Source organism: Mycolicibacterium arcueilense (genome assembly GCF_058536225.1).
Window position 1 is genome coordinate 71416 of record NZ_JBZTYL010000030.1, and the last position, 23491, is coordinate 94906.

General features: G+C 62.5%; 32 protein-coding genes. 6 read left to right on the forward strand and 26 right to left on the reverse strand.

The window, feature by feature from the left end; genetic code table 11:
- Positions 1 to 26: 26 nt before the first annotated feature.
- Entirely contained in the window at positions 27 to 740 is a 714-nt protein-coding gene (locus tag AC4LGL_RS27785) for a hypothetical protein (RefSeq protein WP_491841552.1), read from the forward strand.
- Between the two features lie 154 nt (positions 741 to 894).
- Here AC4LGL_RS27785 and AC4LGL_RS27790 read toward each other — a convergent pair whose 3' ends face one another.
- From AC4LGL_RS27790 to AC4LGL_RS27915, 26 genes are all read right to left on the reverse strand, one after another.
- A complete protein-coding gene (locus tag AC4LGL_RS27790; RefSeq protein ID WP_491841553.1) occupies positions 895 to 1035 on the reverse strand; it encodes a hypothetical protein in 141 nt (46 codons plus the stop codon).
- A gap of 10 nt (positions 1036 to 1045) precedes the next feature.
- On the reverse strand, positions 1046 to 1306 hold the full coding sequence (locus AC4LGL_RS27795) for a hypothetical protein (protein WP_491841554.1): 261 nt from the start codon (positions 1304 to 1306) through the stop codon (positions 1046 to 1048).
- Positions 1307 to 1609: 303 nt separating this feature from the next.
- Complete coding sequence (locus tag AC4LGL_RS27800) at positions 1610 to 1939, reverse strand: hypothetical protein (protein WP_491841555.1); 330 nt, start codon at positions 1937 to 1939, stop codon at positions 1610 to 1612.
- A gap of 147 nt (positions 1940 to 2086) precedes the next feature.
- Positions 2087 to 2281, reverse strand: a complete 195-nt coding sequence (locus AC4LGL_RS27805; RefSeq protein WP_491841556.1) for a hypothetical protein — start codon at positions 2279 to 2281, stop codon at positions 2087 to 2089.
- Between the two features lie 170 nt (positions 2282 to 2451).
- Positions 2452 to 2613: a hypothetical protein gene (locus AC4LGL_RS27810; protein ID WP_491841557.1), complete on the reverse strand. Its 162-nt coding sequence runs from the start codon at positions 2611 to 2613 to the stop codon at positions 2452 to 2454.
- A 9-nt stretch (positions 2614 to 2622) separates the two neighbouring features.
- Positions 2623 to 2964 carry a hypothetical protein gene (locus tag AC4LGL_RS27815; RefSeq protein WP_491841558.1) on the reverse strand — a complete coding sequence of 114 codons (342 nt, stop codon included), beginning with the start codon at positions 2962 to 2964 and terminating at the stop codon, positions 2623 to 2625.
- Positions 2965 to 3309: 345 nt separating this feature from the next.
- A complete protein-coding gene (locus AC4LGL_RS27820; protein WP_491841559.1) occupies positions 3310 to 3885 on the reverse strand; it encodes a hypothetical protein in 576 nt (191 codons plus the stop codon).
- 210 nt (positions 3886 to 4095) lie between these two features.
- Positions 4096 to 4506, reverse strand: coding sequence for a hypothetical protein (locus AC4LGL_RS27825; protein WP_491841560.1), 411 nt, complete (start codon positions 4504 to 4506; stop codon positions 4096 to 4098).
- A 248-nt stretch (positions 4507 to 4754) separates the two neighbouring features.
- A complete protein-coding gene (locus AC4LGL_RS27830; RefSeq protein WP_491841561.1) occupies positions 4755 to 4970 on the reverse strand; it encodes a hypothetical protein in 216 nt (71 codons plus the stop codon).
- 54 nt (positions 4971 to 5024) lie between these two features.
- On the reverse strand, positions 5025 to 5189 hold the full coding sequence (locus AC4LGL_RS27835) for a hypothetical protein (RefSeq protein ID WP_491841562.1): 165 nt from the start codon (positions 5187 to 5189) through the stop codon (positions 5025 to 5027).
- A gap of 43 nt (positions 5190 to 5232) precedes the next feature.
- Complete coding sequence (locus tag AC4LGL_RS27840) at positions 5233 to 5931, reverse strand: HNH endonuclease family protein (RefSeq protein WP_491841563.1); 699 nt, start codon at positions 5929 to 5931, stop codon at positions 5233 to 5235.
- A gap of 87 nt (positions 5932 to 6018) precedes the next feature.
- The gene (locus AC4LGL_RS27845; protein ID WP_491841564.1) at positions 6019 to 6603 is read right to left on the reverse strand and encodes a hypothetical protein; all 585 of its coding nucleotides are present in this window, start codon (positions 6601 to 6603) and stop codon (positions 6019 to 6021) included.
- Between the two features lie 89 nt (positions 6604 to 6692).
- The gene (locus AC4LGL_RS27850) at positions 6693 to 7652 is read right to left on the reverse strand and encodes an alpha/beta fold hydrolase (RefSeq protein ID WP_491841565.1); all 960 of its coding nucleotides are present in this window, start codon (positions 7650 to 7652) and stop codon (positions 6693 to 6695) included.
- A 21-nt stretch (positions 7653 to 7673) separates the two neighbouring features.
- On the reverse strand, positions 7674 to 7883 hold the full coding sequence (locus tag AC4LGL_RS27855) for a hypothetical protein (protein WP_491841566.1): 210 nt from the start codon (positions 7881 to 7883) through the stop codon (positions 7674 to 7676).
- Positions 7884 to 8157: 274 nt separating this feature from the next.
- Entirely contained in the window at positions 8158 to 9111 is a 954-nt protein-coding gene (locus AC4LGL_RS27860; protein WP_491841567.1) for an AAA family ATPase, read from the reverse strand.
- Positions 9108 to 9392 (reverse strand): hypothetical protein, encoded by a 285-nt coding sequence (locus tag AC4LGL_RS27865; protein WP_491841568.1) that lies wholly within the window; start codon positions 9390 to 9392, stop codon positions 9108 to 9110. The genes AC4LGL_RS27860 and AC4LGL_RS27865 overlap by 4 nt, the downstream gene beginning before the upstream one ends.
- The gene (locus tag AC4LGL_RS27870) at positions 9392 to 9916 is read right to left on the reverse strand and encodes a hypothetical protein (protein ID WP_491841569.1); all 525 of its coding nucleotides are present in this window, start codon (positions 9914 to 9916) and stop codon (positions 9392 to 9394) included. Before AC4LGL_RS27870 ends, AC4LGL_RS27865 begins: the two co-directional genes overlap by 1 nt.
- Before the next feature lie 201 nt (positions 9917 to 10117).
- Entirely contained in the window at positions 10118 to 10408 is a 291-nt protein-coding gene (locus tag AC4LGL_RS27875) for a hypothetical protein (protein ID WP_491841570.1), read from the reverse strand.
- Between the two features lie 42 nt (positions 10409 to 10450).
- Complete coding sequence (locus AC4LGL_RS27880) at positions 10451 to 10756, reverse strand: hypothetical protein (RefSeq protein WP_491841571.1); 306 nt, start codon at positions 10754 to 10756, stop codon at positions 10451 to 10453.
- A 44-nt stretch (positions 10757 to 10800) separates the two neighbouring features.
- The gene (locus AC4LGL_RS27885) at positions 10801 to 11994 is read right to left on the reverse strand and encodes a PPE domain-containing protein (RefSeq protein ID WP_491841572.1); all 1194 of its coding nucleotides are present in this window, start codon (positions 11992 to 11994) and stop codon (positions 10801 to 10803) included.
- Positions 11991 to 13037 carry a C40 family peptidase gene (locus AC4LGL_RS27890; protein WP_491841573.1) on the reverse strand — a complete coding sequence of 349 codons (1047 nt, stop codon included), beginning with the start codon at positions 13035 to 13037 and terminating at the stop codon, positions 11991 to 11993. Before AC4LGL_RS27890 ends, AC4LGL_RS27885 begins: the two co-directional genes overlap by 4 nt.
- A 22-nt stretch (positions 13038 to 13059) precedes the next feature.
- Positions 13060 to 13401: a hypothetical protein gene (locus AC4LGL_RS27895; RefSeq protein WP_491841574.1), complete on the reverse strand. Its 342-nt coding sequence runs from the start codon at positions 13399 to 13401 to the stop codon at positions 13060 to 13062.
- Between the two features lie 48 nt (positions 13402 to 13449).
- Entirely contained in the window at positions 13450 to 14337 is an 888-nt protein-coding gene (locus tag AC4LGL_RS27900; RefSeq protein ID WP_491841575.1) for a hypothetical protein, read from the reverse strand.
- A gap of 12 nt (positions 14338 to 14349) precedes the next feature.
- On the reverse strand, positions 14350 to 14658 hold the full coding sequence (locus AC4LGL_RS27905; RefSeq protein WP_491841576.1) for a hypothetical protein: 309 nt from the start codon (positions 14656 to 14658) through the stop codon (positions 14350 to 14352).
- Positions 14659 to 14744: 86 nt separating this feature from the next.
- The gene (locus tag AC4LGL_RS27910; RefSeq protein WP_491841577.1) at positions 14745 to 17132 is read right to left on the reverse strand and encodes a hypothetical protein; all 2388 of its coding nucleotides are present in this window, start codon (positions 17130 to 17132) and stop codon (positions 14745 to 14747) included.
- Positions 17133 to 17159: 27 nt separating this feature from the next.
- Positions 17160 to 18047, reverse strand: coding sequence for a chymotrypsin family serine protease (locus AC4LGL_RS27915; RefSeq protein ID WP_491841578.1), 888 nt, complete (start codon positions 18045 to 18047; stop codon positions 17160 to 17162).
- 314 nt (positions 18048 to 18361) lie between these two features.
- Between AC4LGL_RS27915 and AC4LGL_RS27920 the strand changes: the two genes are divergently transcribed.
- The 5 genes from AC4LGL_RS27920 (at position 18362) to AC4LGL_RS27940 (ending at position 23457) form a co-directional block, all read left to right on the forward strand.
- A complete protein-coding gene (locus tag AC4LGL_RS27920) occupies positions 18362 to 18706 on the forward strand; it encodes a hypothetical protein (RefSeq protein ID WP_491841579.1) in 345 nt (114 codons plus the stop codon).
- Positions 18707 to 19468: 762 nt separating this feature from the next.
- Positions 19469 to 21496 carry an HIT family protein gene (locus AC4LGL_RS27925; protein WP_491841580.1) on the forward strand — a complete coding sequence of 676 codons (2028 nt, stop codon included), beginning with the start codon at positions 19469 to 19471 and terminating at the stop codon, positions 21494 to 21496.
- A 226-nt stretch (positions 21497 to 21722) separates the two neighbouring features.
- The gene (locus tag AC4LGL_RS27930; protein WP_491841581.1) at positions 21723 to 22241 is read left to right on the forward strand and encodes a helix-turn-helix domain-containing protein; all 519 of its coding nucleotides are present in this window, start codon (positions 21723 to 21725) and stop codon (positions 22239 to 22241) included.
- A complete protein-coding gene (locus AC4LGL_RS27935; protein ID WP_491841582.1) occupies positions 22241 to 22819 on the forward strand; it encodes a DUF6036 family nucleotidyltransferase in 579 nt (192 codons plus the stop codon). The genes AC4LGL_RS27930 and AC4LGL_RS27935 overlap by 1 nt, the downstream gene beginning before the upstream one ends.
- Positions 22819 to 23457, forward strand: a complete 639-nt coding sequence (locus AC4LGL_RS27940; RefSeq protein WP_491841583.1) for a hypothetical protein — start codon at positions 22819 to 22821, stop codon at positions 23455 to 23457. Before AC4LGL_RS27935 ends, AC4LGL_RS27940 begins: the two co-directional genes overlap by 1 nt.
- Positions 23458 to 23491: the final 34 nt, after the last annotated feature.

Consider the following 23491-nt stretch of genomic DNA (forward strand, 5'->3'; position numbering starts at 1 on the left):
GCCCATCGAGCACGGAAGAACCCGCCATGACGACCGCGACCTTGTTCGCACCGAAAGTCCGCTACACCAGCACCGGTGAGAGCCAGTTCGACGCGATGATGACGTGGCGCGCCGAGCTTGAGTTGGCGTACCTGAGCGAGGATGACGCTCCGAAAGTGCTTGCCGGGTATGCGGAATTCCTGATCATCCGTGTCGGTGAGCATCCGATCGCGGATCTGTTGGACTCGCTGTCTCAGGACGCCGAGAACTTCGCCGAGCTGTTCGACGATGACGATGTCGCCTACAGCGTCCAGGAGCAGTTCGACGACTGTCCGTTCAATCGGATCTTGATCATCACCTCGGTGTCCATCGCTTCGCCGCTGCGTGGCCATGACCTCGGCGCGTGGCTGGTGGCCGAGGTCATCGATCGGATGGCCAGCCCACTGGACACCCTCGCGCTGCTCTACCCTCACCCGCTCGACGAGCCGGCCAACGAGGCGGCCGAGGCCGCCGCGGTGCAAGCGTTGTCCCGGCACTGGCAGCGAATCGGCCTACAGCCGATTGGGGACGGCTTCCTGGGACAGGCCACCGCATACCGGTATCTACCGGACGCCCGGGCCCACCTGAAAGGCGTTGCCGAGCTGCGTATCACTGTGCCCGCGGCGCTGATCCACCAGGAAGCCCCCGACGAGCTCCCGCGGCATGTGGTGATCGACCAGTCCGGTCGCCCACAGCAGGGTCTACGTCTGGTCCGGGACTGACCGCGGCTCGATGCGATAGATGCGGCGTTTCTCGTCGTATGCATGCAGCTGCTCATCGCGACTGGTGGCCGGCGGGTTGTGGGTGTCGATCATGTCGCCCCTTCGGGGGCAATCCGTTGCCACGGTGGGTTATTCGGCGCGGGTTCCGGTCGGGTCACGTGGAGGCCGAGTGGTTGGAGACCGTGACGGAGAATGTTCCGTTGCGCGGCGGGCTATCCGGGTCGAGGTCGAACACCTCGCACAGGCAGTCATTGCCGCCCCACATCGGGCAAAACTCGGCCCTGCAGTTGTCCATGTTCGCCTCCTTATTTCGCGTCGACCCACCGGCCGCGCGGGTCGTGTACGTGGGCGCCCGAGGTGACCCACTCGCAGTGCGCCGGACACCGCACGATGGTGCGGTCGATGGTGGTTCCGAGCTCGATGTGCCAGCCTTCTGGCCGGTCGAAGCTATCGGACTGGCCGTCGTTGAACAGGTTCACGGCGACGCTGTTCATGCATAGTGCGATCAGCGGCGCATCGGGATCCTCTGCACCACAATCGAAATGGGCTCGTGCTATTCCGCTCACAACAGCTCCTTAGGTCAGTTGTTCCCGACTTCGCGGGCTCGGCGCTCGCCCTACGTCAGGTGGTTTAGCGCATTTCGAGTGGACCGCTGCACCACTCGCCGATCTCCACGCCGCCCATGCGGCAATCCTTCGGACACCTGTCGTCGCAGTAATGAACGACCTCGTGGCCACCTTGACTGGACCAGGTGGCTACGCCATGCACGGTGCAGTCTGAATCGACATCAGGATCGACGGTGTCACGCCAGTTCGTGAGTTCTTCGGGCTCCTTGGCCCTTGATTCCTTCGTCATCGCAGCGCCCTAGGTCAAAAGGACGCGACGGTCAGCGGGAAAGCACCTGGGGTGTCTGCCGTGATTTCCGCCCAGTTCCATCGTTCAGCATCCTGGTCGGCGAACTTGGCGTAGACGTGCGCGGCGTCGCTAGAAAGCTCATCGAAATCACCCGAGGGGATCTTGTGCTGCAAATAGCGTGTGACCTCGGCGATCATCTCCGCTTCGGGAACGTGGCCATAGGCGTAGAACCGTTCCTGATCCTCGTCTTCCAGTATCGTGAATACCTCGCCGCCGTGGTGAGTGTCGAAATCGCCGGACTCCGCTACTGGCCACGGCGACTGGTCGATGATGATGGTCTTCATGGGTTTTGTTCTCCTGTAGTGGATTTCCGTAGCACTGTCGTTGCGATCTTGTTCCCCAGCGAATTTCCTCATGTCGGTTTGGGGCCCGGTGCCGACACGGTGGCCGACACCGGGCGGAAAGGGCCTTGTCCGGTCATAGGACCGGGGCTAGCCCTTGCTTGTGAACCGCTTCATCGCGGCATCGGTGACTGGCACGCCTTTGCAGGAGTGCAGAAATGGCCACACGTACTTTCCGCACGTGTCGCACTCGGTGCGCCCGTCACCGGGGTCGGTGTGCGGGTGATCCGCCGGCGCGATGGGCTGGTGGGGCGAGGCGGCGCGTTCCTCGGGCGTGACGGTCACTGTCTCAACTCCTCTGCATCCAGATACTCCGTCTGACCACCGAAATCGACGTAAACGCCATCCGGTGGAGCCACTTTGGCGACAGTCCCGAACCGTCCAGAGGGCTTGTGCATCACCTCGGCTCCAATAAGTCGCCCTGTTACGTGACCAAGTCCGGCCATGTTCACTCCTTACGTCGCCCACTCGCCGCGGTCTTGAGAGATGTGCGGCCCGTCGTGGCCATCTGCGCGCCAGCACATTTGGTGACCCAACGTGCCTGGTCGCAGTTCGATGCGAGGCTGTGCGCCCGCGTCGAGCGCGTCCAACTCCACCTCGGGTACGTGAGTCCTCATCACCACTCCTTATGTCGGGTTGAGTGCTGCGTAGATGTCACGCGCCCCGTCCCGCGCCATCGCGCCGCCCTCGTTCCAATCGTCGGCTAACGCCTTGACTGACCGGTAGCTCGCGATCAACCGCAGCACGTAGCTGTCTCCTGGGCGGAATTGCGTCCACCGACTCGGGTTGTAATGCGTGTCGAGCCATACGCCGTAGTCCATGCCGTCTGGTCGGTTCGTACAGCCATATACGGCTGCTTTGCCGCCGCCCGATGACTGCATAGAGAGTTCGCCGCCGCAGACTCGACATGGCGGGACAGCAATGGCCGTATACCGCGCTTCTAGGGCATCTAGCTCATCCTCGGTCACGTCCGCTCCTTTCGCCGCCATCATGCGTTGAGGCCATGCGCCCGAACGCAGTTCCTTATGTCAGTTCACGACCCAATTAAGGCCGCAGCCGCATTTGTGAATGCCGGTCTCGAAGTCATCGCCAGGCGCAGTCCCTTTTCTCATGCTTTGAGAGCACTGAGCAACGGTGCTGGTGGAGTCCGGGTTCGGGCCAATGCGGCTCATGCATGCTCTCGCCATCGTCATCAAACTCCCCCTGTTTTCGGTCGAGCGGGTGCTTGTGATCGACCTGCAGTTCTTCGCTAATTCCGCAGGTCATCCAGTCGAGCGGGCCAGGCGATGTCCTCAACGGATTCGAGCCTCAGGTCAACGCCGCAGTTGGGTTGAGCCGGTCGCTGCGGGATCGAATCCGACGGAGGCGCCCGGTCGAGTGGTTTCCTCGCAGTGCCGTTCGGCGCTGAGATGCTCGTTGTAGGAGAAGGGCATTTCCCACTGCTGGCGGCCGGCGTGCCAGACGACGGTGTCGACGTAGAGGTGATCGATCGAGCTGTAGTGCGGGGGGTGGGGCACGTAGGCGTTGACGAAGACCCGGGCATCGTGGACATGTAGTTGGATCTCGCGGCCTCGACGTGAGCGGCCAGCTTCGGTCAGTGCGCCGGTGCAGAGGGTGGGTGAGGCCACCTCCAGTGTCGGCAGGGCGCCGCGCACCATGGTGGCCCAAGTGTTGACTTCTGGGCGGGGCAAGCAGGACAGCACGGCGATATGGCGCCCGACGCGTGCGGTGTCTGCGTTGAGCTGTGCGACCAGGGCCCGGGTGGCGGCCTCGTCGAAACTGCCGTACTTGGCGGCCTGGGCTCGTGCTCGCCGGCCGGCTGCGCGGCGCTGCAGTACTCCCGGGCTGGTGAGGGCGTGGCACTTCTCGAGGCTGGCAAGTGTGTGCATTGGTATCACCGCTTTCTCTCGTGCAATCTTTGGTCGGTCTACCGCGCTAGGACGGCTGGGTAAGGACTCTCAGTGCTGCTGCGCTGTCTTTAGTCCATGGCCGTGGCAGTGTTTGATCGCTGCCAGTTCGTTTCGTCCCATTCGAACCTCCAGGCGCCGGCGTTCCACGCTCGTGAGATTGCGCGTCGCACAGCGATACCCTCGTCAGCATCACTGGCCTGCCTGACTTATCCGTGGCGCAGGAAGTGAAAATCGACCACGTGTATCGACTTCGTCTATGGGGTTTACGATGCGGACCTGCGACAGCAGCGCAGAGAGGCCGGAAGCGCCCAGAGCCGAGCCGGTTTGACTGTCGTCGCCGCCGGCCGGGGCCGAATGTAGCCATTGCCCGGTCGCGATACCTATGGCGGCGACACCGCCAGCCAGTTTTATGACTGTAACCCGTTTGGAGATCGACCAGGAGCGCCAACCTGTCGCGCCCAGCAGCACACGGACCACGGTCTTGTGCGGATTCGAGTCCGTGCCGGGCAGGTGTAGACCGCGTACCTGGATGTAGGTGCCGTTGTCGAGTTTGATTTCGTCGCCGGGCTGCAGCTCGTCAGCCCGCTTCACCGTTTCCACATCAGCCCCCCTGTCCGTTCGACTCGTCGAGGCCGGCGTGGGTTTTTGCTGCTTGGACCGCAGAGTCGTAATTGCCTGTGCGCAATAAGGTGCCGAGCGAGTTGCTGAACCAGACCGTGAATCGTTGGTCCAGTTTGCCTTTCGTCACCAGGACCGTGCCCTTGGGTCCGTCAACGGCGGTCTGCTCTAATCCTGCTGTGTCCGTGTACTTTCGAACTCCCATAGTCGGGCTTCCTCTCCTAAGTGCTTTAGGTCTGGTTTGCCTGCGCTAGGACGTCGTAGGTGTCGAGTTTCGCTTCATCTTGGGATTTATCGAGTCTGAGGCCCGTGTCGGTGTGAATCGTCAACCACGCGGCGGCCAGACCGTGAGTGACGACATCGATCACCACATGCTGGCTGCTGTCTGGGGCGACGATGACATCGCCCACGCTCAATTGGTTAGCTTGCTTCATCACTGTTTTCACGGGCCGATCCAGATTCGTCGTAGGGTTGAGGTGTTGTGTGGCGCGGTCTGACGTTTAGCTCAGGACTTTCAGTGCTGCCGCGCTGTCTTTAGTCCAGTGCCGTGGAGGCGCATCGCCGTCGAAAGTCATTCCGTCCCATTCGATGGTGAAGATTCCTGGGCGCATTCCGTGATCGACCCAGTCGACCACGGCGCCGATCGCGCCACTTTCGGTTTGCACGACGTTGCCTACCTTGGGCATCGCTACCAACGTCCCTTCTTGTTTATCGGCATGCTGTGATGGCCGCGGCCCGGTCACCAGTGGTGATGGGTAGTTTGTACTTGGCGGCCACAGTCAGGTACCTTTTCGCGTAGCCGCATGGTTGATGGCTGGGCATCCATTCATCCAGTCCTGCATCGGATTTCGAGCGGTTTGCTGTCCTCGAAACAGCGATCAGTTCGGTGAAGTCATTGGCGAAGATCTGCCGCTGTTTTGGTGACCATCTCCAGGCGCCGGCGTTCCACGCTCGTGAGATTGCGTACACGTGGTCGACTTCCACGTCCTTGAGGTCGATGTCGGAGCCGGTGTATGGATCTGGGCTGAGGACTCCGGCGACGGGTTTGCAGTTGCGGGTCCCAGGTTTGTAGGTGATGTTGCGTAGCGATTGTGAAAGCAGCCGAGAGCGGGTGTCGCAGCCGCTGTGATCGAGGGGATCATTCCAAGCGGGGCCGAATACGCAACGCTGTTTGGCACCCGTGTTTTTGTCTGTGCCGCATCCTCTTTCGTATCCGTCTACTTCATCTAGGTGATCGACGATGCTGACCTGAGACAGCAGCCCAGAGAGGTCAGCAGCGCCCAGAGCCGAGCCGATCTGATTGTCGTCGCCGCCGGCCGGGGCCGAATGTAGCGATTGCCCGACCGCGATACCTATGGCAGCAACACCGGCAGCTAGTACTCGCCGCAGGATTCTCGACCGGTTCACTGTTCTACCTCGCTGTAAGTTGCGTTCGGGCTTTGGGGACGGATCGGCGGCCAAACACTCGATCGAGTCGGCCGCCGCGGACACCCTTTAGTGGCTGCAGAATTCATGCAAGACAGCACCCGTCGCGCGGACTACGGCCGCCGCGGAACTTATGTCCTCGTTGGCACCGTGGTGGCTGATCATGGCGCCGAGGTTGGACAGGGCGAACGAGTGCGACGTCAGTGCCGCGCTCATTGTGGCCGGGATGCCTTCGCGGCCAATGTCGCTGAGAACATCTGCGTATCCCACCAGGGTTTGCCCATCGACAGCTTGCGGCCGCTCACCGGACTGAGTCCCCGGTGCGAGGGTGTCTTGGGTGAGTTTGTCGATGGTGAAGACGGAGCCACAGGCCCGTCCGTAAGCGATCGCCGAGCCGAATGGTGATGGTGGACCCGCCTGCTCCATTGGTTGTCCGTTGGCGATGCTCTTCAGTTGCTGTGTGGTCGCGGACTCAGGCGCGGCGGCGTCGCCTCGCGCTCCGGCCACCACACCCGCCCCCAGCACCGCGGTGACAATCAGACTGACTGTTGCAACACGTGTCAGCAGTTCACGTCTGTCGGCGCTCAACCAACGGCTCGCACTTTGTGAGGTCGGATCGCGCTTGGATAAGCCATTTAGGGATTCAGTCGTCATCGGCTGCTCCACGCGGTGCTGTGCAGGTGGGCGCCCGCCGGTGCTGGGTGTGGTGACCATGTGGCTGTTCCTTCCGCAGATTGGTGTGATCAGGCTGGCGTGGCGATTGCGTAGCGCTGGGGCCCGTTTGCCACCAGGGGTGGCGCGTCGGGACCTATTGAGAGGGTGCCCATGATCGCGTCGCTGACGACGTTTGCGGCTTCATGTAGCAGCATGTGGCCGGCTTCGTGGAGGTGTATCCGTTGTGCGCCGGTGATGGCCGCGGCCATGGCGTCGGAGTGGACCGGTGGGGTGAGAAGATCTGTGCCGCCGCTGATCACCGTCGTTGCCGCTGAGATTGTGGGCAACACGTTGTGTTGGTCGTAGGATTTGAGGGAGTGCAGGAACCCGAGCGCTGTTGCTGTCGAGGTCGATCGGAATGCCTCAGCCAGTGATGCCGATACCGTTTTGTCGTGGGTGACGATGTCGCACAGGGGCCGCGCTATGGCGTGCATGACGCGCTCGCTGACCACCTGGGGAAGGTGGTGCACGACATTGATGGCCGTGTCGAGGCCCGGCAGTGCCAGCAGACGGCCCAGACCGTGATCGGTGAGCTGCCCGGCTGAGGTAGCAACAAGGACCAGTCCCTGTGGACGGACTGGCTGGGCGATGCGTGCTCGCGCCAGATAGCTGAGAGCGGCCATACCTCCCATGCTGTGTCCGGCCAGTGTGACGGCGCCGGTCACGTTGAGCGCGGTGAGCACCCCGGCGAGGTCTTCGGCGAGTCGCTCTGGTGTATAGGTGTCCAGGGGGGCTCGTCCCGATCGCCCATGGCCGCGGTGGTCATAGGCGATGACACGCAGGCCTGGGTGGCGACGTAGGTGCCGGGCCGGCCGGTACCAGGATCTGCGAGTCAAACAAAGGCCGTGCAACAAGACCACGGTGTGATCGGCATCCCCGGTCGGGCAGCTATCTGAAACAGACAGTGCTACCCCGTCATTGGTGAGGACAGTCTGCTGGTGGCGCAAGGTGCGAGCGACCGCCGGGACAGGATCGGATCGTTGGAACATGGGAGAAGCCACGTTTGTGCCTCACTTCCGGTTCTCCACTGCAACCTGGGCTGACTGGCCGCCGGCGGGCGATCCGTCCGCGCAACGGGTTTGACCGACCGGCGTTTCCACACAACCTGTACCCGCGCCGGCGATAGCGCCCAGTACGCGGTCGAGGAGATTGTCGAAGTTGCCGCTGTAGGCGGTGATCCCACCGCCGGATAGCACGCTCACGGTGACCGCGGCAGCCACAGTGCGCCGCCATCTGCGTCGCAGACGGCCAACGATGCGGCCGAATATCATTCGGGTACATCGATTCTGAATGTCATAAAGCTAGTATCCCCCGCTATCAGACATCGCGGTCCGCTTATATCATGTTGCCGCGCAAGGGGTTTGCTTCGGCAGAGCAGGTGGACACTGACTCTGATCGGGGGAAATCGAGTAGGGGCTGCTCTGCCGAAGCAACGTCTTTAAGTCTAGATGCCGAAAACGTGTGTGGGTCCGCTAATAGCCACTACGGCCAGCTTTACAGGCGCCCTTTGACCGAGCGGTTGAGCAGATCGTCACCATTGAGCAGCTCATCACGGTCCAGAGCCGAGGATGACCGCCGCTCGTCACCCTCACGCTTGGGCCCGTTCTGCCCGGCTCCACCCATACCCATTCCTGGCGCCATAGGCGGCATGAACCCTCCGTGCATCGCGCCCGGCTGGCCAGCGGCACCGGCCGGCCCGGACGTCGCCACGGGGACGCTTCCTCCACCGACCTGGGCATTGGTGGCCGCGTTGACCAGGGTGGGCTGAGAAACCGACACCGACGCGGGGTTCGACGAGGTGTGGGTCTGCCCCGGTTGTTCATTGTCGATGTAGGTGCCACCGGGATTGAATCCGCTGTCTTGACTTTCGGCACCAGACATCGGGGTGAAGCCTGAAACCGGACGCCCGGCTGCTGGCGGCGGGCCTGCCGGCGCGACTGGTGCGCCCGCGGGCGGAGCTGTTCCGGGTGGACCGGCCAGAGCCCCCAACAATTGCGCCAGCTTTGCACGGGCTTCCGGGGAAAGCTCCTCCTGGGCCGATTTGCGGTCCGAGTCGAGCTGCTCCGTGCTATCGGTGGAGTCGCGCTGGTACTTGTCTTCGGCGGCCTGTTGGCGTGCCAACAGCTCTCCGAGCTTGTTTTCCGCATCGGACAATCGGTGCGGGTTACGCGGATCGTCTTGTGTCGAAGCGGCCAGCAATTCTTGTTGGGCTGCTTCGATTTCCGCGACTGCGGGCGCGTTGGCGGTGTACTCGGCCAGGGCAGACTCGGCGCGTTGCTTTGCCGCCCCGACAGCGTCGACGATCGACTGCAGGTGCCGGGACAGGTCGGTGCTGATCTCCAGTTGTGAACGCCACGCCTGCTCTGCGGCTCCGGAGCCGTCGATACCGAGGGCGTGCAGCGCGTCGGTGATCGCTTCGGCGCTGGGGGCCGGGGTCGGTGTGGTCACTGGGGCCTCACGCTCTCGTACCAGTCGACGAATGCGCCGAAGATGACGGCGTTGACGAGGTTTTGCAGTTCGTCTACGGCTAGCGTCGTGATGGCGTCGCTGACGGCGATGTCGAGGATCTTGCCGTGTTTGACACGGACGATGATGGTTGGTTCGTCCGGGTCGTCCATGTACGCGCCGATGCGGTCGAGGCGCTCATTCTTCTCGGCGAGGGTGGACTGCAGACCGGTCAGCGCGTCGGTGATCGCGCCGATGTTGTTGGTGTTGGTGGTGGGCAGCATCAGTCCAGTGCCGCCTGCAGAACAGTCGAGCATGTGTCGTGCGCGGCCCCGAGATCGTTGAGCGCTGCTGTGACGCTGGCGCGGCCGGCTTCGACGAGTTGGGTCCGGTAGCTGTTGTAGTCGTGCTGGTACCAGTTGTTGGCTTGGGCCAGCTGGGGGGCCTTGGCCCAATCAGCTGTGAACGTCGAAACCGCCGCGTTGATACGGGTTTTGGCGTTGCTGACAGCCGTGGCGAAAATGTCGAGGTGCTCGGCAACGGCGTTGTGCCGTAGCGCCGATTGGTCTGCTAGATGCATGTGGTCGGCGGTTTTGGTGACCACTGCTTGAGCGAACATGCCGGCGTTGGCCGTGTCAGCCTCCATGCGTGCGGCATCCAGGTGAGGTTGCGCGGCCCCGGAGATCTCAGCAGCCACGACGTCGCGGTGGTGTCGGGCACTGCCGGTGATCTGGTCCTCGTTGTACTTATGTGGCCAGCGGTCTTCGATGATGAGGTCGGCGTCCTCGCCGGTGAATCGTTCAATCATCGCGGGCCAAAAGGTTGAGTTCTGCCAGACATGCGCGGACGTGAGCCTGCAGCATCGCACCGGAGGCGGGAACAGATTGCAGTGTGATGAGGGGCATCACCATTTCGCTCCCGCCTCCGTGCACAGTGACCGTTACGGGACCTGATATGGCCCCGTAGCATCCGGCAGAACTGTTGCTCATAGGTCGAATTGCGCTTGCGCTCAGCCGATCGAACTTGCCGATCGAAGGTCACGTGCTGCATTCGAGGCTTTGGCCTCTACGATCGCGGAGATGATGTGACCGATGGTCTGTTGGACCTCTTCGGTCACTCGCCGGTACTCCTGGTTGAGTTCGTTGAACCGTTCGATGAACTGACCTTGATTGGTCTGAACATAATGGTTACCGGTGTTGATTCGATCTTCGGTCTCTTGCTTGATCGTGTTGAGGTTCCCATTCAGGGTGGCAACCGCCGCCTCGATCTGACCGGGCCGATAGCGAACGATATCAGACATGAGATGTTCTTCTTTCTAAGAGTTTTGGATGACCGTCGAGGGTTAGTGGTTGCCGAATCCGGAGAACATCCCCGCCGACTCTTCCTCGGTGTGAAGGTCATCGGCATGTGCGGCACGGATGTCCTCGAACAGCTGCTTGTCCTTGGCCACAATCTGCTCGAGATGCTCGTTGGTGCGCTGTACGGCCAGCTGGCACGCATCCGAGGCCGCACCCGTCATCGCTCCGGATCCCTTGAGGTCCTCGAACTCCCGCACCGCGTTCGTCCACGACTGGTGCATCGCATCAACGTGGCCGTCCATCTGAGAGACCAGGTTGTCGGCGACGCCATGATCGATCGCAACGTCCATTTGTCTTGTGTCCTTTCATTTCCCGCTAACACGGGGCAGTGGTTTTAGTCTAACCCGCCGGAACGCTTGGGTAGCCATTCACTGACAATGGCGTTCGCACGGGCACTGTCGGTGTCAGCGATAGGCGCGACACCGGCTTCAATGGCCGAATCTGCTCGCGTAGTTGCCTCCTCTCTTCCTCTCATTCCAGCGCCGCCAAGACCTCCCATTCCTCCGCCCGGCATTGCCGAACTTGCGCCTGGCACAGCGGTTTTCGCTCCACCAGTGAGAGGTTGGGTATTCGACATCGCCGTCAAGCCACCACCCGTGGCCGCGGCAGGGGTCAACGCCGGACGTAACCCGCCAACCCCGCCGCCCCCGCTGGCGAATGCACCGGACCCGCCTCCCGATCCGCCCAGAGACGCCGCCCCGCCCCCACCGCCAGCCGCGGCGAAAGGACTGTAGGAGCTCAGCATTTCGTTCCCACCGTCCGAGCCCATACCGTTGCCCATGCTGTTGAAGCTCGACATCAACTGCTGCGCCATCTGCTGGGGGCCGGAAAATGCCTGCTGAAACGGCTGCAGTAGCTGCTGGGGCGCTGACATCGCCTGCTGCATCGGCTGCATGAACTGGGACGGGTCCATGGACTGCTGGTTGGCCACCGAACCAGCCGTATTTTGCGCCATGCTCGATACAGCTTGCTGTGCAGCATCCAGTGCCGGTTCGGCCGGATTGACCAGCGGCGGGGGCGGCGGCTTGGGCACCGGCGCTGAAGCGGTAATCACCTGCGCGTCATACACACTCATCAGCGATGCGTTCTGAGTCCAATGCTCCACATACTCGGCGTCGAGGAATGTGATCACCGGAGTGTTGATGCCCATAAAGTTCGTGGCGACCGCGGTTGCCTGGGAGATGCGGTTCTGGATCGCCTTCGCTGAAGGGACCATAGTCCCGCGCGCCGAGGAGTAGGCGGCGGCGACCACCGCAGCAGCAGCCGCCAAACGTCCGCATTCGGCCACCATGGCCTGCAGCCACCCGCTGTACTCGGTGATTTTCGCTTGGCGAGCCGCCACAGTCAGGCCTGGCCACAGCGCATCCATCGCACCGGTGTGGGCCAGCAGCACCCCTTCCTGGATCTCGAAGTTCGCCGCCAGGGCTGTGAAGGCGCCGGCTGCAGCCAGATACGTTTCAGGGCCCAGCCCGGCCTCCATGCGCCCAGCATTGATTTCCGGCGTGTACGTCGGCCAAGGCTCGGTCACGCTGCCTCCGAAAGGTAGCGCCGGAACTCCGTGCCCGGAGCCACCGGCCGCACCCTGACCTTCTCACCGGACTGCGGCGCCTCTGCGACCATTCCGTCACCAAGATAGAGCTGGACGTGAGTGGGCCCACCACCACCGGAGAACGCGGACGGAGGAAACGCCAAATCCATTGCCCGAGGTGACGAAACAGGCGACCCGCCGGCGTATTGCGATTGCGACGTCGACATCCCCAACACATCGTTTCCGGTCACTTGGGAATACCCCCACCGGGTGTACCCCGAGCAGTCCACACCCTGCTTCTTCCAGTCACCATGAGCATCAGCGGCCCCGCCGCCGTCGCGAATGCCTTGGGAGGGACCTGGGGCTCCCCCGTGCCCACCGCCCCACGCGTAGTCCACAACCCCGGAAGTCTGGGACACGAATCCATCGAGACGCGACTTCAGATCTGTCGACGTACCCGGACTATCGGTTATCGACCCCACCGACCCCAACGGCGACATCGACCCGCCCCCGGGAAAACCCGCTCCTGCGGGCATCCCACCACCGCCAAGCATTGACGTCAGCGGCGACAAAAACTGTTGCGGCAACGACTGCGCCGAAGACAGAGCGGACTGCAAAGGTTGCGCAAAGCCTGACGCCGCCTGCATCGGCGCATTCGCCATCCCTGGCACAGGCATATTTGATTTGAACGCATCCAACGGCGATCCACCCCCGACAGCGGCCCCTTTCCCGCCACCGGGGACTCCGTTAGGGCCGCCGCCGCCAGTCCCGGCACCGTTCTCGCCACCAAGTTTGGTAAAAGCATTGGCAGACTTGCCGTCCCCATCAACGATGTCACGAGCGCCGGTTAGCGAATTTGAAACTGTGCCCTTGCCATGCGTCTGCGCATTCGAAGCATGCCCGTTCGACGAATCGACAAAACTGTCCATCCCTGAGCGGCCAGGACCCGTCCCCGGGGGCGCCGGAGTTTCTGCGACCCCACCGAGCCGACCCAGATTCCCGTTGACCACCGGCGAATCAACAGTTGTATCAGGACTAGTCATGCCAGATCGCCCTCATCCACACTCAGGGAGCGGTGCCGTACGAAAAGTTCATCGACGCATCGGCCTCGTCGGATTCCACACCCCGAGCGTGTTTTTCAAGCACGTTGGCCAGCCTCAAAATCTCCGACTTGACCGCCTGCCCCTTGGACTGCGCATCATGGATGCCGCCCTCCAGCGCCGCAGTGGTATCGGCGTAAATCCCCGCCGGAGCACCATCAAGGGTGTTCACCGAGGCTTCCCGCCGATAAGTCTGCAACAAGTCGGCCTGTTCGCCGAGAAACTCAGTCACCTCTGAATCCGCGATATCGCGCAGCTTCTGGACAGTGGCCCGCAATTGCTCTAGATCAACGGAAGTGTCCACCATGGGACTATCCTATCCGCCGCAAACCCCCAACCTGTCGCTTAAAAGCGTTCAGGCAATTTTTGCGCGCTGTTGGTAATGCGCAACAAATTCGGCGATCTCTTTTTCCCACCGGCCCGCCGTCGCCGGCATATACGTAACGTGGCAGTTGCCATCCAGCCGCCAACTCGGCACGCTCAGCACAGCACCACCGTCGAGCTCCACCAGCCCGATCGCAGCGTCCTTCGACTCGACCCGCCGGTCATGCGACCACACCGAAACGCACACTTGCGCGGCGGCCAACGGCTCCTGAGCCAACAAATCGAGCAGCCGTCGACCCCGCTCGGCCCCCACCCCAGCATCAGTCAGAACTCCCGACGCAACCTCAAGCCCATCACGCCCGCCGGCTCCCACCCGCACCCGCGACACCGCCGCCACCGCGGGCAGCCCCACCGTCACTTCCTGCAATCCGCCATACGGCTGCCCAGGAGACAGTGCCTCCCACAACAAGCGCGCCGCCTGCACCACCGGGTCAGCATGCGCACAATCCACGCCCGACAGCGACACACACCCCCGGTACTGCACAGCAGCAGAAACCACCTCATCAGTGACTGCCACCACAAACTTCGCCTGAGGAATCACCACAGATGTTGCCTCAGCCAGGTCACACCACTCCGGAGCAACCTCATCAACAGATGCGGTGCGCCGCACAGCATCGCGATACAACAACAGCGTGCCGAACAATTTCACCGCAGGCGCACTGAACGCCTCCAACACCGGGCGCCGGGACGCCTCCAGCACCAGCTCCCCCGCCCGTTCGACAGCGACACCAGTGCTCAACAAGTCACTACGCAGCTGCTCATCAAGAGCACCGCCACCAGAGACAGCACCCAGCACCGCCGGAAACGGCGGCACCAAACCCACACGGTGCAGGTAGTCCCAATGCGCCGCGGTGAACATCGCCGACCCGGCCTACGCCACAGCGAACGGCGCCGCCGACGCCACGTCAGTGGCCACACCACCGAGCTTGTTCGACTGCGACACCGACAGATAAGCCAACAGATTGGCCCCCGACGCCTGGCACAACGCGTCCAGCTCGGCGACCTGCGCCTGCATCGAGGTGGTCGCCGTCGCCGAAGCCAACTCCATCCCCGGAGGCGCGACCGAATGAGCCGTACCCGCCAGCGCCAAGTTCGACGCCATGTTAGCCAGATTGAAACCCTGCAACGCCGAGAGCAAACCCTCAATTTCGCCGACACCCAGCAGCCCGAAGTCCATCATCACTCCATTCTAAAGCGACCGAATAACCAAACACTCCGCTAGAACAGCAAATTCTACCTGCCGAACACACTCATAAACAGCAAACATCACGCCGCAGCGCTCCGCGCCGAAGGCAACGTCTGATGCCGCAAGTACTGCGCATACCACGACGCCCGATCCAAATCGCCGGCCAACAGAGCCTCACGCGCAGACGAATACAAGAACCCAGCAATACGCTGATCGTATCCACGCGGCGAAGACGGCAGCACCGCCTCACCCGTGTCCGACCATCGCGAAGCGAACATCGACGCCGACTCCAACCGAGCCTGCCCCGCACGCCGTAACCGGATCGTCGGCAACCGCCAATGCCGCTCCGCCACACCCAACAAATACCTGATCTGATCCTCAGTAAACGTCTCAGACTGCAGCGAATACGCCGGGGCAGTCTCACGCGGCGGCGTATACAAATACCGGATCGCCCAGGCGGCATCCATCGACATCGGAGTGAAAGGCACTGCCGGATCAGCGATTTCACGATTCCGAGTGAAAGCACACACGTGCTTGACCATCGACCGGTTCAGCCAAGGATGCCGATCAATCCCCGCAAGGAGCTTCGCAACGGTGTCCGCATTCCCAGCCCACTCAGACCGAAACCTCTCACCAAGATTGAAGTTGTGCAACAGAATCGACGCCCTCGGAATAGTGACATCCGCCGGCATGATCGACAGGTCATCACCCGTCGCGATCGCCACCGCAACAACAACACCATCATCAAGCAGTGCCGTCGCCACCGAAGCAGGCCAACCAATTTCACGCATCTGCGTCACAATCGACGCCGTATTCAGAATCGTGATCCGCTGCTCCACAGGCAACTGCGCAAGCCGATCAGGCGCTGCAGCCGACACCGCCAACATCGCCGGCGGACCCAGCAGATTCAACACACCCGCAGGAACCGACCCCAAGCTCGCCGGAACCGCAGTGATACCCGCCACCACCGGCGGAGCACCCACAGGCACAGCCGCAGGGCCAGGGCCAGGAGCAGGAGCAGGAGCAGGCGACACTGGCGCAGCAGGTGCGGCCGGCCCACCAGTCGGCGGCACCGGAGACGACGAACCCGGCGCGGCCGGCGCCGCACTCACCGGGCCCGGCCCCACCACACCAGGCGTCGACGGAACCACCACAGACCCCGCATTCGGCGAAAACGTCAGGGGCGCACCATAACCAGACCCACCAACATTGGCCGCAGCAGTACTGATCGGCTGCGCCACCGCAGGCACCGCAGCCGCAGGACCACCCGCCAAACCACCGACACCACTAGCCGCCGAACCCAAACCACTGACCACACCACCAGCAGCCGTGCCACCCGCAAGCTCAGTCATCGCCACCGAAGGACCACCAGCCGGACGCGCAGAAGCCACCGGAGCCGCAGGCGAAGGACCAGACGCCACCGAAGGATTACTCACCGGCACCGCACCAACAGCCCCACCACCAGAACCGCCACCCTCATTGCTATTGCTGCCGCCCTGGCCACTCTCCGACGACGACGAGCCACCACCAGAATTCTCCGACGACGCAGCCAGCAGATCCTTCACCGAGTCATCTGACAGAAACGTCGACTCCTTACCACCCATATTCTGAGCCATATCCATTGCCTTGGAGGCCAACTCCTGCCCCGGCAACTGAGACCCCATACCCCCGCCGCCCGCTGGCGACCCACCAGCAGGCGCCGGCATCTGCTGCGGTATACCCCCCATCAACGCCCCAGGATTTATAGGACTGGCGGCATTCGAAAGCTGTTCTGCACCAGGGCTATTAGCACTGCCCTCACCTAGCCCACTTTGGGAACCGAGTGCGTCGGCGCCGAGCCCTCCGTCATTACTCTCTCGTGACACCGCTTGCACCGGAGTCTCGTACTCAGACCGGGCGTCAGCTTTGCCTGCTGCCGCGGCTCCGGTCTCACTGGTTTCCGCGAGGAATTGCTCGTGTAGTGCGCCCAGTGACGTTTCGGCGTCGGTCATGGACTTCTCGAGTTGGTCGTTGAGTGAGGCGATGTCTTCGCGGGCCTTGTTTTTGGCGTCGTCGATCTTCTTCTGGTATTCCTTCTGTCCCTCGGCATTGGCCAGGACTTTGAGGTTCTCCCACACCCCGATCTTGGCCGAAGCCATGCTGCATGCGGTGTTGATGTTGTTCTTGCACGTCAAGATCTGCATACCCAGCGATGCGAAAGTCTCGGCGAGCTTCTGGCAGAACTGCTCGCCGGCATCGTGGCTTTTTGAGAGTTTCGAAAACTCTTCGCGTGTGGCATCGGCGAGCATGCCCTGGAAGTGTTCATCACCCAATCCGGTGATGGCGCTGTTGTATTCCGAGGACATCAGGTTGTGGTGCAGGACCAGCTCACCCATGGACGCAGCTGAGGTAGCGAACTTCTCCTCACTATCCGTGGGAAAGTTGCCCTGGATGAGGTCGTACGGGTCGGGTACTTTCTCGACGGCCATCTGGTTTGTCCTTGTCTCCCAGGGGTTTTACTTCGGGAACGCGAAAAGCGGAGGGTTCGGCACGAAACCTTCTGGCATCTTCGCGCCGATCGCCGAATCTTGGATGTAGCGCTTGTCGATGTAGGCATGGGTGGCGTCGACGACAAACACCCCGTTGTCCAGGCGCAGCGACATAATGCCTACAGTGCCGATCAACCCATCACCTGAGTCAGCGGACCACACCGGCGTTCCGGCAAAAGCGTCACCGATCGAGTCCGCCCACCGTGGGTTTTTCGGCGCAATCCCGACATAGTTTTCGCGGACCCATTTAACGTCGCCGCATTCGGTGGCGAATCCGATCGTCTGCGCGACAGGCCAGCACCATGTCTGCCCGCGGTCCTGGGCGTCCAGAATCCGCTCAGGCCGGTATCCGCCAGCCACCACCGACTGATTGCCGATCAAAGACGTGGCCGGCGCCGGCCACGTCTTCGTATTTGCAGTGAACGCCGCGAGATCAGGGAAGGGCGTCGGGTCGGTCGCGTTGTATACGTACTCCGCTGAATATTGATTGTCGGTAATCCGGCCGATCTCCACCCTGGTCGTCTTCAACTCACCGGACTCGGTCAACTTCGTCACATCGACGAACACCGGCGCGTTCTCCTCGCCACGCGCGCAATGCCCAGCTGTGAGGTAGTACCGGATCCCACCCACACCGACGAGCGGAAACCCGGCAGTGCAGCGTGCGGGCTCCGGCCCTGACCCGATATAGATTGGCACTCCCCCGGCCAACGCATTGACCGGGGCGGCCCTGTCCGTCGACAGCGGCGGACCCTGATAGTCGGCGCCGTTCTCCGGCGCCGTCGACTTCAACGCCTGCGCGTCATCAACGGTCGTCGTACAACCACTCAACGCAAGAGCGGCGGCCGCAGCCGCCACCAATCTCTTCGCGAAGCGCCCGCGAGTCCCCCTGGCTTTTACCATGCCTCTAAGGCTAAGGCACCGCTTAGCCGCATAGTCCGGTAAAACCGCTTAGCTGCCATTCGGGGAAATGTGCCCCGAAACGGGGATTGAACGAGAGAGCGCCTTAGCCAAAAGCGCGAAGCCGCGACCCAACCACCAGCTAACGCGGGCACCCGTAAGCGACGCATCTGTTTGCCACAGATTGCTGGCTACGCATCTGCGAGTCGCGCGACAGGTGACGCACAACCCATCCTCGACATCGGTATGACGGCAGGCGGATGATCAGACGCGTGGATGGCGTCGATCATGACGCGTTGATCGCCAAGCTCGCAGGGGATTTGGCGAGGTTGGTGACGTTCACCAAAGCCGAGCGGATTGAACAAGGACCAGCTGGCAAACACACAGACTGGCTTGACGAAATGCTGCACGAGCGAGAGCCGGTGGCTGAATGGGCCTACGATCTCGATACTTCCAGTGCCGTGCGCCAGCTCTTCGGACTCCACGGCGACGGCCCTTGGACAGCTCGTCAGATCATCAAGATGACCGGCCGGGACCGGAGGTCGGTCCACCGTGTCCTTGCGGATCTGGCTAAGGCCGGGGTCCTGACCGTGCATCACGGCGACGAAACGACCTGACCTTCGCGCTCCGAGTTGGGCCGTTGCTGGCACGCGCCTGTAACTAACACGGTGCGCGGACGTTGGAGGGCCTGGCGATTCGCGAACTTGCTCGCCTGGCCAAACTCACATCCGGCCCTGACGCCGGGACAGTTGTCGTCAGCTCCGGCCGATCGTGTGCGGGCGGTTCTCTGCGTGTCCGACTAGTCTGCACATTTGACGGACACGCTGTGACCTGTGGCCAACCTCCCCCACCGGGCTCAGGGCCGATGCAAACCCGTCACGCCGCCCCCGGCAGCTCCCTGGTTCGTCGGGGGCGGCGTCCCCCTACTGATGCACATTGTCGTGGCCAGTCCCGTGCACGTCGCCGCCACCTCGGCCGGCTCGCGGGCCGCCGATCGCCGATCGCCGATCGCCCGGGCTATCAAACGAATAGTGCTGTGAGTACGACAATTTCGGCGTCAAGCGGGGCGGTGAGTCTGGCCGGTCAAGCCGGTCCTTGGAATGTCACCGGGCCGTGGGCAGCGGCGCGTGGCCGCTGCCCACCCCTCGTCGGCACGTGCGCGCGGGGTCCAGGGTAGCGAATCGTTGACGTCAGTTCTGGGCTAGCCGCGGTGGGCACGATTCGATCGATACTCGTCCCCGCGAGTCAACACACGTTCAGCAGAGGAGATCGGCGCGACGGATATATCGCCCGTTGAGGGCGCCAGGCCAACCTTCCGACACGACGCCGCCGACAGCGATATATATCGCCAATACATAGGATATATTCGTGCGGTGGCGATGAGTCCCTATGCTCTGCAAACGAAGTGGTACGAGCCGTGGCTGACCGTCGATCACGTGGCGGCCATGCTGTCGGTCAAGCCTCAAACGATTCGGCAGTACCTCACAGGCTCCAGTGCTGAGTCGTTTCCACAGCCGCAGCTGAAAGCTGACGGAAGAAACCTCTGGAGCTCGGCGTCGATCTACGACTTCATCCTGGCCAACCGACCTCAGTACATTTCCCGGATCCCGAGGTTGTACCCGCGGATCGTTGACCTGCCACCGGCGCAGTTCCTGGGCTCGGAGATCATGCAGATCGACCACCAATTCCGCGCCGCCCTGCACTACTGGCAGCCCAGCGATGGACATGGCCCGATCATCGTGGCATACACCAGTCCGTCGACAGCTTATGCGCAGGCGCAGTGGCTTTCGGAAAAAGTTGCCACCCAACGCCGCGTATCGAGCGTGATTGTGCCGGAACACGCGATCGCGCGGATCGCCGGCGGAAACACTCCGAAAACCGTGCACACCCCGGCCATCGCGGTGACCGACACCGCGCAGGCCGCACCGCCAGTGGACGAGCGGGTAGACGAAGTACTCAATATGTACACCTGGCGTGAGCTGGCCAACCTACTGCGCCTCGACGTTCCGTACTGGCCACCGGGCCTGAACAACGTCGACGACATCAACGGGTGGCGACCGGGCAGCCCCGTACTGGTGGTCCGCCCGCGCCACGGCGAGCTGACTTCCGGATCCCTGCACGCCGCGCTGACTGCCGGAGCATCGCACAACCCCAGCCAGCCGGATGCCTCCGGACTGTCGAGCACGCTCGACCGCGTATGCCGCGCAATCGATTACAGGTTGGCATGCGACAGCGGACTATTACCCGACACCGGCCGCGCACTGCACCCTTATGCCCCTGACCAATACCCTCATGTCCCCGACCAACTCGGCCTCCGCCGCGCGGCGGTCCCGGATTTGGCTAGCAGCGATCCCGCCCCCGTGACAGACGACGATATTTTCACGTTGCTACATGCGCAGGCCGACCTGGCCTATGCGGACAACGCCCTGCTCATCGGCTGGGTCGTCGGCCTGTGGCCTGTGGCGCTATCGGACATTCAGACCATCAGCCGGGACTCATTGGGGCCGATAGGTCAGCGCTGGCGCAGGCGGCTCATGCGGGTGACCACCGCTCGCCAGCGCAAAGAACTAGGGTTCCTAGCGCTGAGCCGGTACACCAAACCCCCTGTCGAATACCTCGTTGACCCGGAACGCGCACACTGCTGGGTCATCGAGACCGACACGCACATCTACATCACCCAGCGGAAAACCCTGCCCGAAGCCCGTGGGCCGCTACAGAACGTTGAAATCGGAGCACACCACCGGCAAGACCCCGCGATCTTCGTCGAAGACCAGGCCGGCATGCCTTGGCTGCTCCCACACTTCACCCACTCCGGGGTGTTGAGTATCGGTGAAGACTCAGCGGGGCCACGGCGACTCGCGCAACTCCTTACCGATCTGCTCGACGACGCATCTGCCCGGCCGAACGATGATTCCCCGTATGAGTGGGTTGACGGCGTTGAGCCGCCGAATGCGTTGCGGGACTTCCTGATCACCGCGACTGCGCCTGTTGCCCTGACACGGGATGACCTACTGGCATTCGTCAACGAATCCGAGTCTTACCCGAAGGTTGCGGCCGCTGCCTGCGAGACCTGCGGATTCGTTGTACCGACATTGCTGGCTGAATTGCCACACTCCTTCGCAGGCCTTGCCGATCGGACAGGTGGCACCCCGCACATAATCGTCTCCGCACGTACACATTTCAATGGCCTCTGTGACATGTCCGAGCAGGATGTGTCCGCTCTGATGGCCGATGTGCAGGCGACGGCGCGCAAGCTCGTGGAACTGCCCGACATCGAGAACATCAACATCAGCATCCTCGGAGAGGAACGGCACGTGCGAGCCCACCTCGCGCCGACAGGCCCGTGGCGGCCGAATGCATCGCCAGCGTGGCTGCGCGAGCTCGCGGCCTGGCTGCGGCGGACCTAGCGGGCGCTTTGCGAAGAGTTTGGTGGCCGGTAAAAACCCTTCGCTGTCATCAGAGAAGCACGCCGCCGACCAGGGTTTGAACGGGAGGCTCCGCAGCGTTTTCGCTTCGGGGGCCTTTTGTTTTGGACAGCAGTTCGATGTCGCGAGCGTGTCGATCAGGAGCCACCGAGCGGCGATAGGATCGGACTCTCTAGTATCTATAGTATCTGTTGCTATAATTGGCGTTGTGGAGCACCGTTCTGACCTGCTCAAGCAGGTCATGACAAAAACCGGGACGAGTCAATCGCAGCTCGCCAGGTTGAGTGGTGTACACCAGCCGAGCATCAGTCAATTCCTTACGAGGAAAATTGATTTCAGTGACGATCAGCTTGACCGATTGCTGTCCTGCATGGGGTACAGGCTGGAAGTCGCGCGGCGGGCTGTCGACGTCGAGCTCACCCGCTCTGAGCGTCGGTCCTGGATTGTGCATCGGCAGCTGGCGACGCATCTGAGCGCGGCGGCGCTGGACGATTGGCGGCCGACGATCCTCGCCAACATCGAGCGGCTCAGACAGGGTGTGCGCGGTCAGCCGCATCTGGACAATCTGGACCGCTGGCAACGAATCGTCGAGACTGCTGATGTGTCGGCGCTGCGAAGGGCGCTGACGGGTGTGGGCCGTCAGGATGTGGAGATGCGGGAGGTCACACCTATGGGCGGTCTGTTGCCAGATGACGAGCGCCGCCAGGTGCTGGCGAGTGCGGGCTGATGCGCCGCGACCAGTTGGAGCACGCGATCCGGGCTTCATGTCAGATCGCCGGCGTGGAGGCGGTCATCGTGATCGGATCCCAGGCGATTCTGGGCACCTATCCGGAGTATGACCTGCCGGATGCGGCGACGTCGTCGATGGAGGTCGACATACTGCCGATCGGTGATGATGATGCCACGATAGTTGCTCTGGCTGAGGATATCTCGGGTACGGCGGGTGAACTGTCGATGTTCGAGGAGCAGCATGGGTTCAGCCTCGATGGTGTCGACATGACCACAGCTGCGGTTCCGGCCGGCTGGAGGGATCGGCTGGTCAAGGTTCAGAACATCAACACCGCGGCGCCGAGCGGGCATCCGCAGTACATCGGTTGGTGTCTCGACAAAGAGGACTTGTGTGTGGCGAAGCTGGTCGCGCACCGCCCGAAGGATCTCAATTTCGTGGCTGCGCTGCTCGCTGCCGGCCTGGTGGATTCGGTGGTGATCGCCGAGCGACTGCCTACGGTCGGTGCACGTTTCGCTTCGAGTGTCGCGCCGGCGCGCAGTTGGTTGGAGCACCAGATCCAGCAGTCGGGTGGTTGATGCCTGCGAGTCAGTTGCTGCTGGCGTTGTTGGGCGCTCCGCTTGGAGCGATCATCGCGTTGGGTGGGGTGTGGTTCAACACTCGCACCACCGCGGCGCAGGCGGCCGCCGGCCGGGCCGCTGAGCATGCCGATCGGGTGCGTGATGAGATCGCCGAGATTCTTGAGCAACGCCGCGCCGTGATGGACAGTCAGCAGCGGTTGTTCTCCACTGCACTCGTTCTCCGGCATGCAGATGAGACACCTGACGAACGCGACCGGCTTTTCGCCGATCGCGATAGACACGTGATTGCATGTCACCTGTTGGAGCAGAAGGCGATTCGCGCGTCGCTACGTATAGGAAATCCTCGTATAGTGGCGGCACTGCATGAGCTGCGGACGATTGCTGAGCATCCGTTGAAGCCGATGGACATCACCACCGACCGGCCGGAGGACGGCGCACAACACCGCCCTGATAAGGCGTTCGCGGAGTTGAAGAATCGGACTAGGGCGGCGTTCAGTGCCCTAGAAGCCGCGGCCCGGGAGGCCACCGCAATCGACCACACTTTCCGTGCCCGGCCTGCGGTGGAGCGGGGCCGGCGGTGGAGGCTTGGTCGCCGAAAGCGCGCGGCCATCGAGGGCTCCGCCCCGGGTCCGTAGGAGGTTCGTCGGCGATGGGTATCGATGACGATGC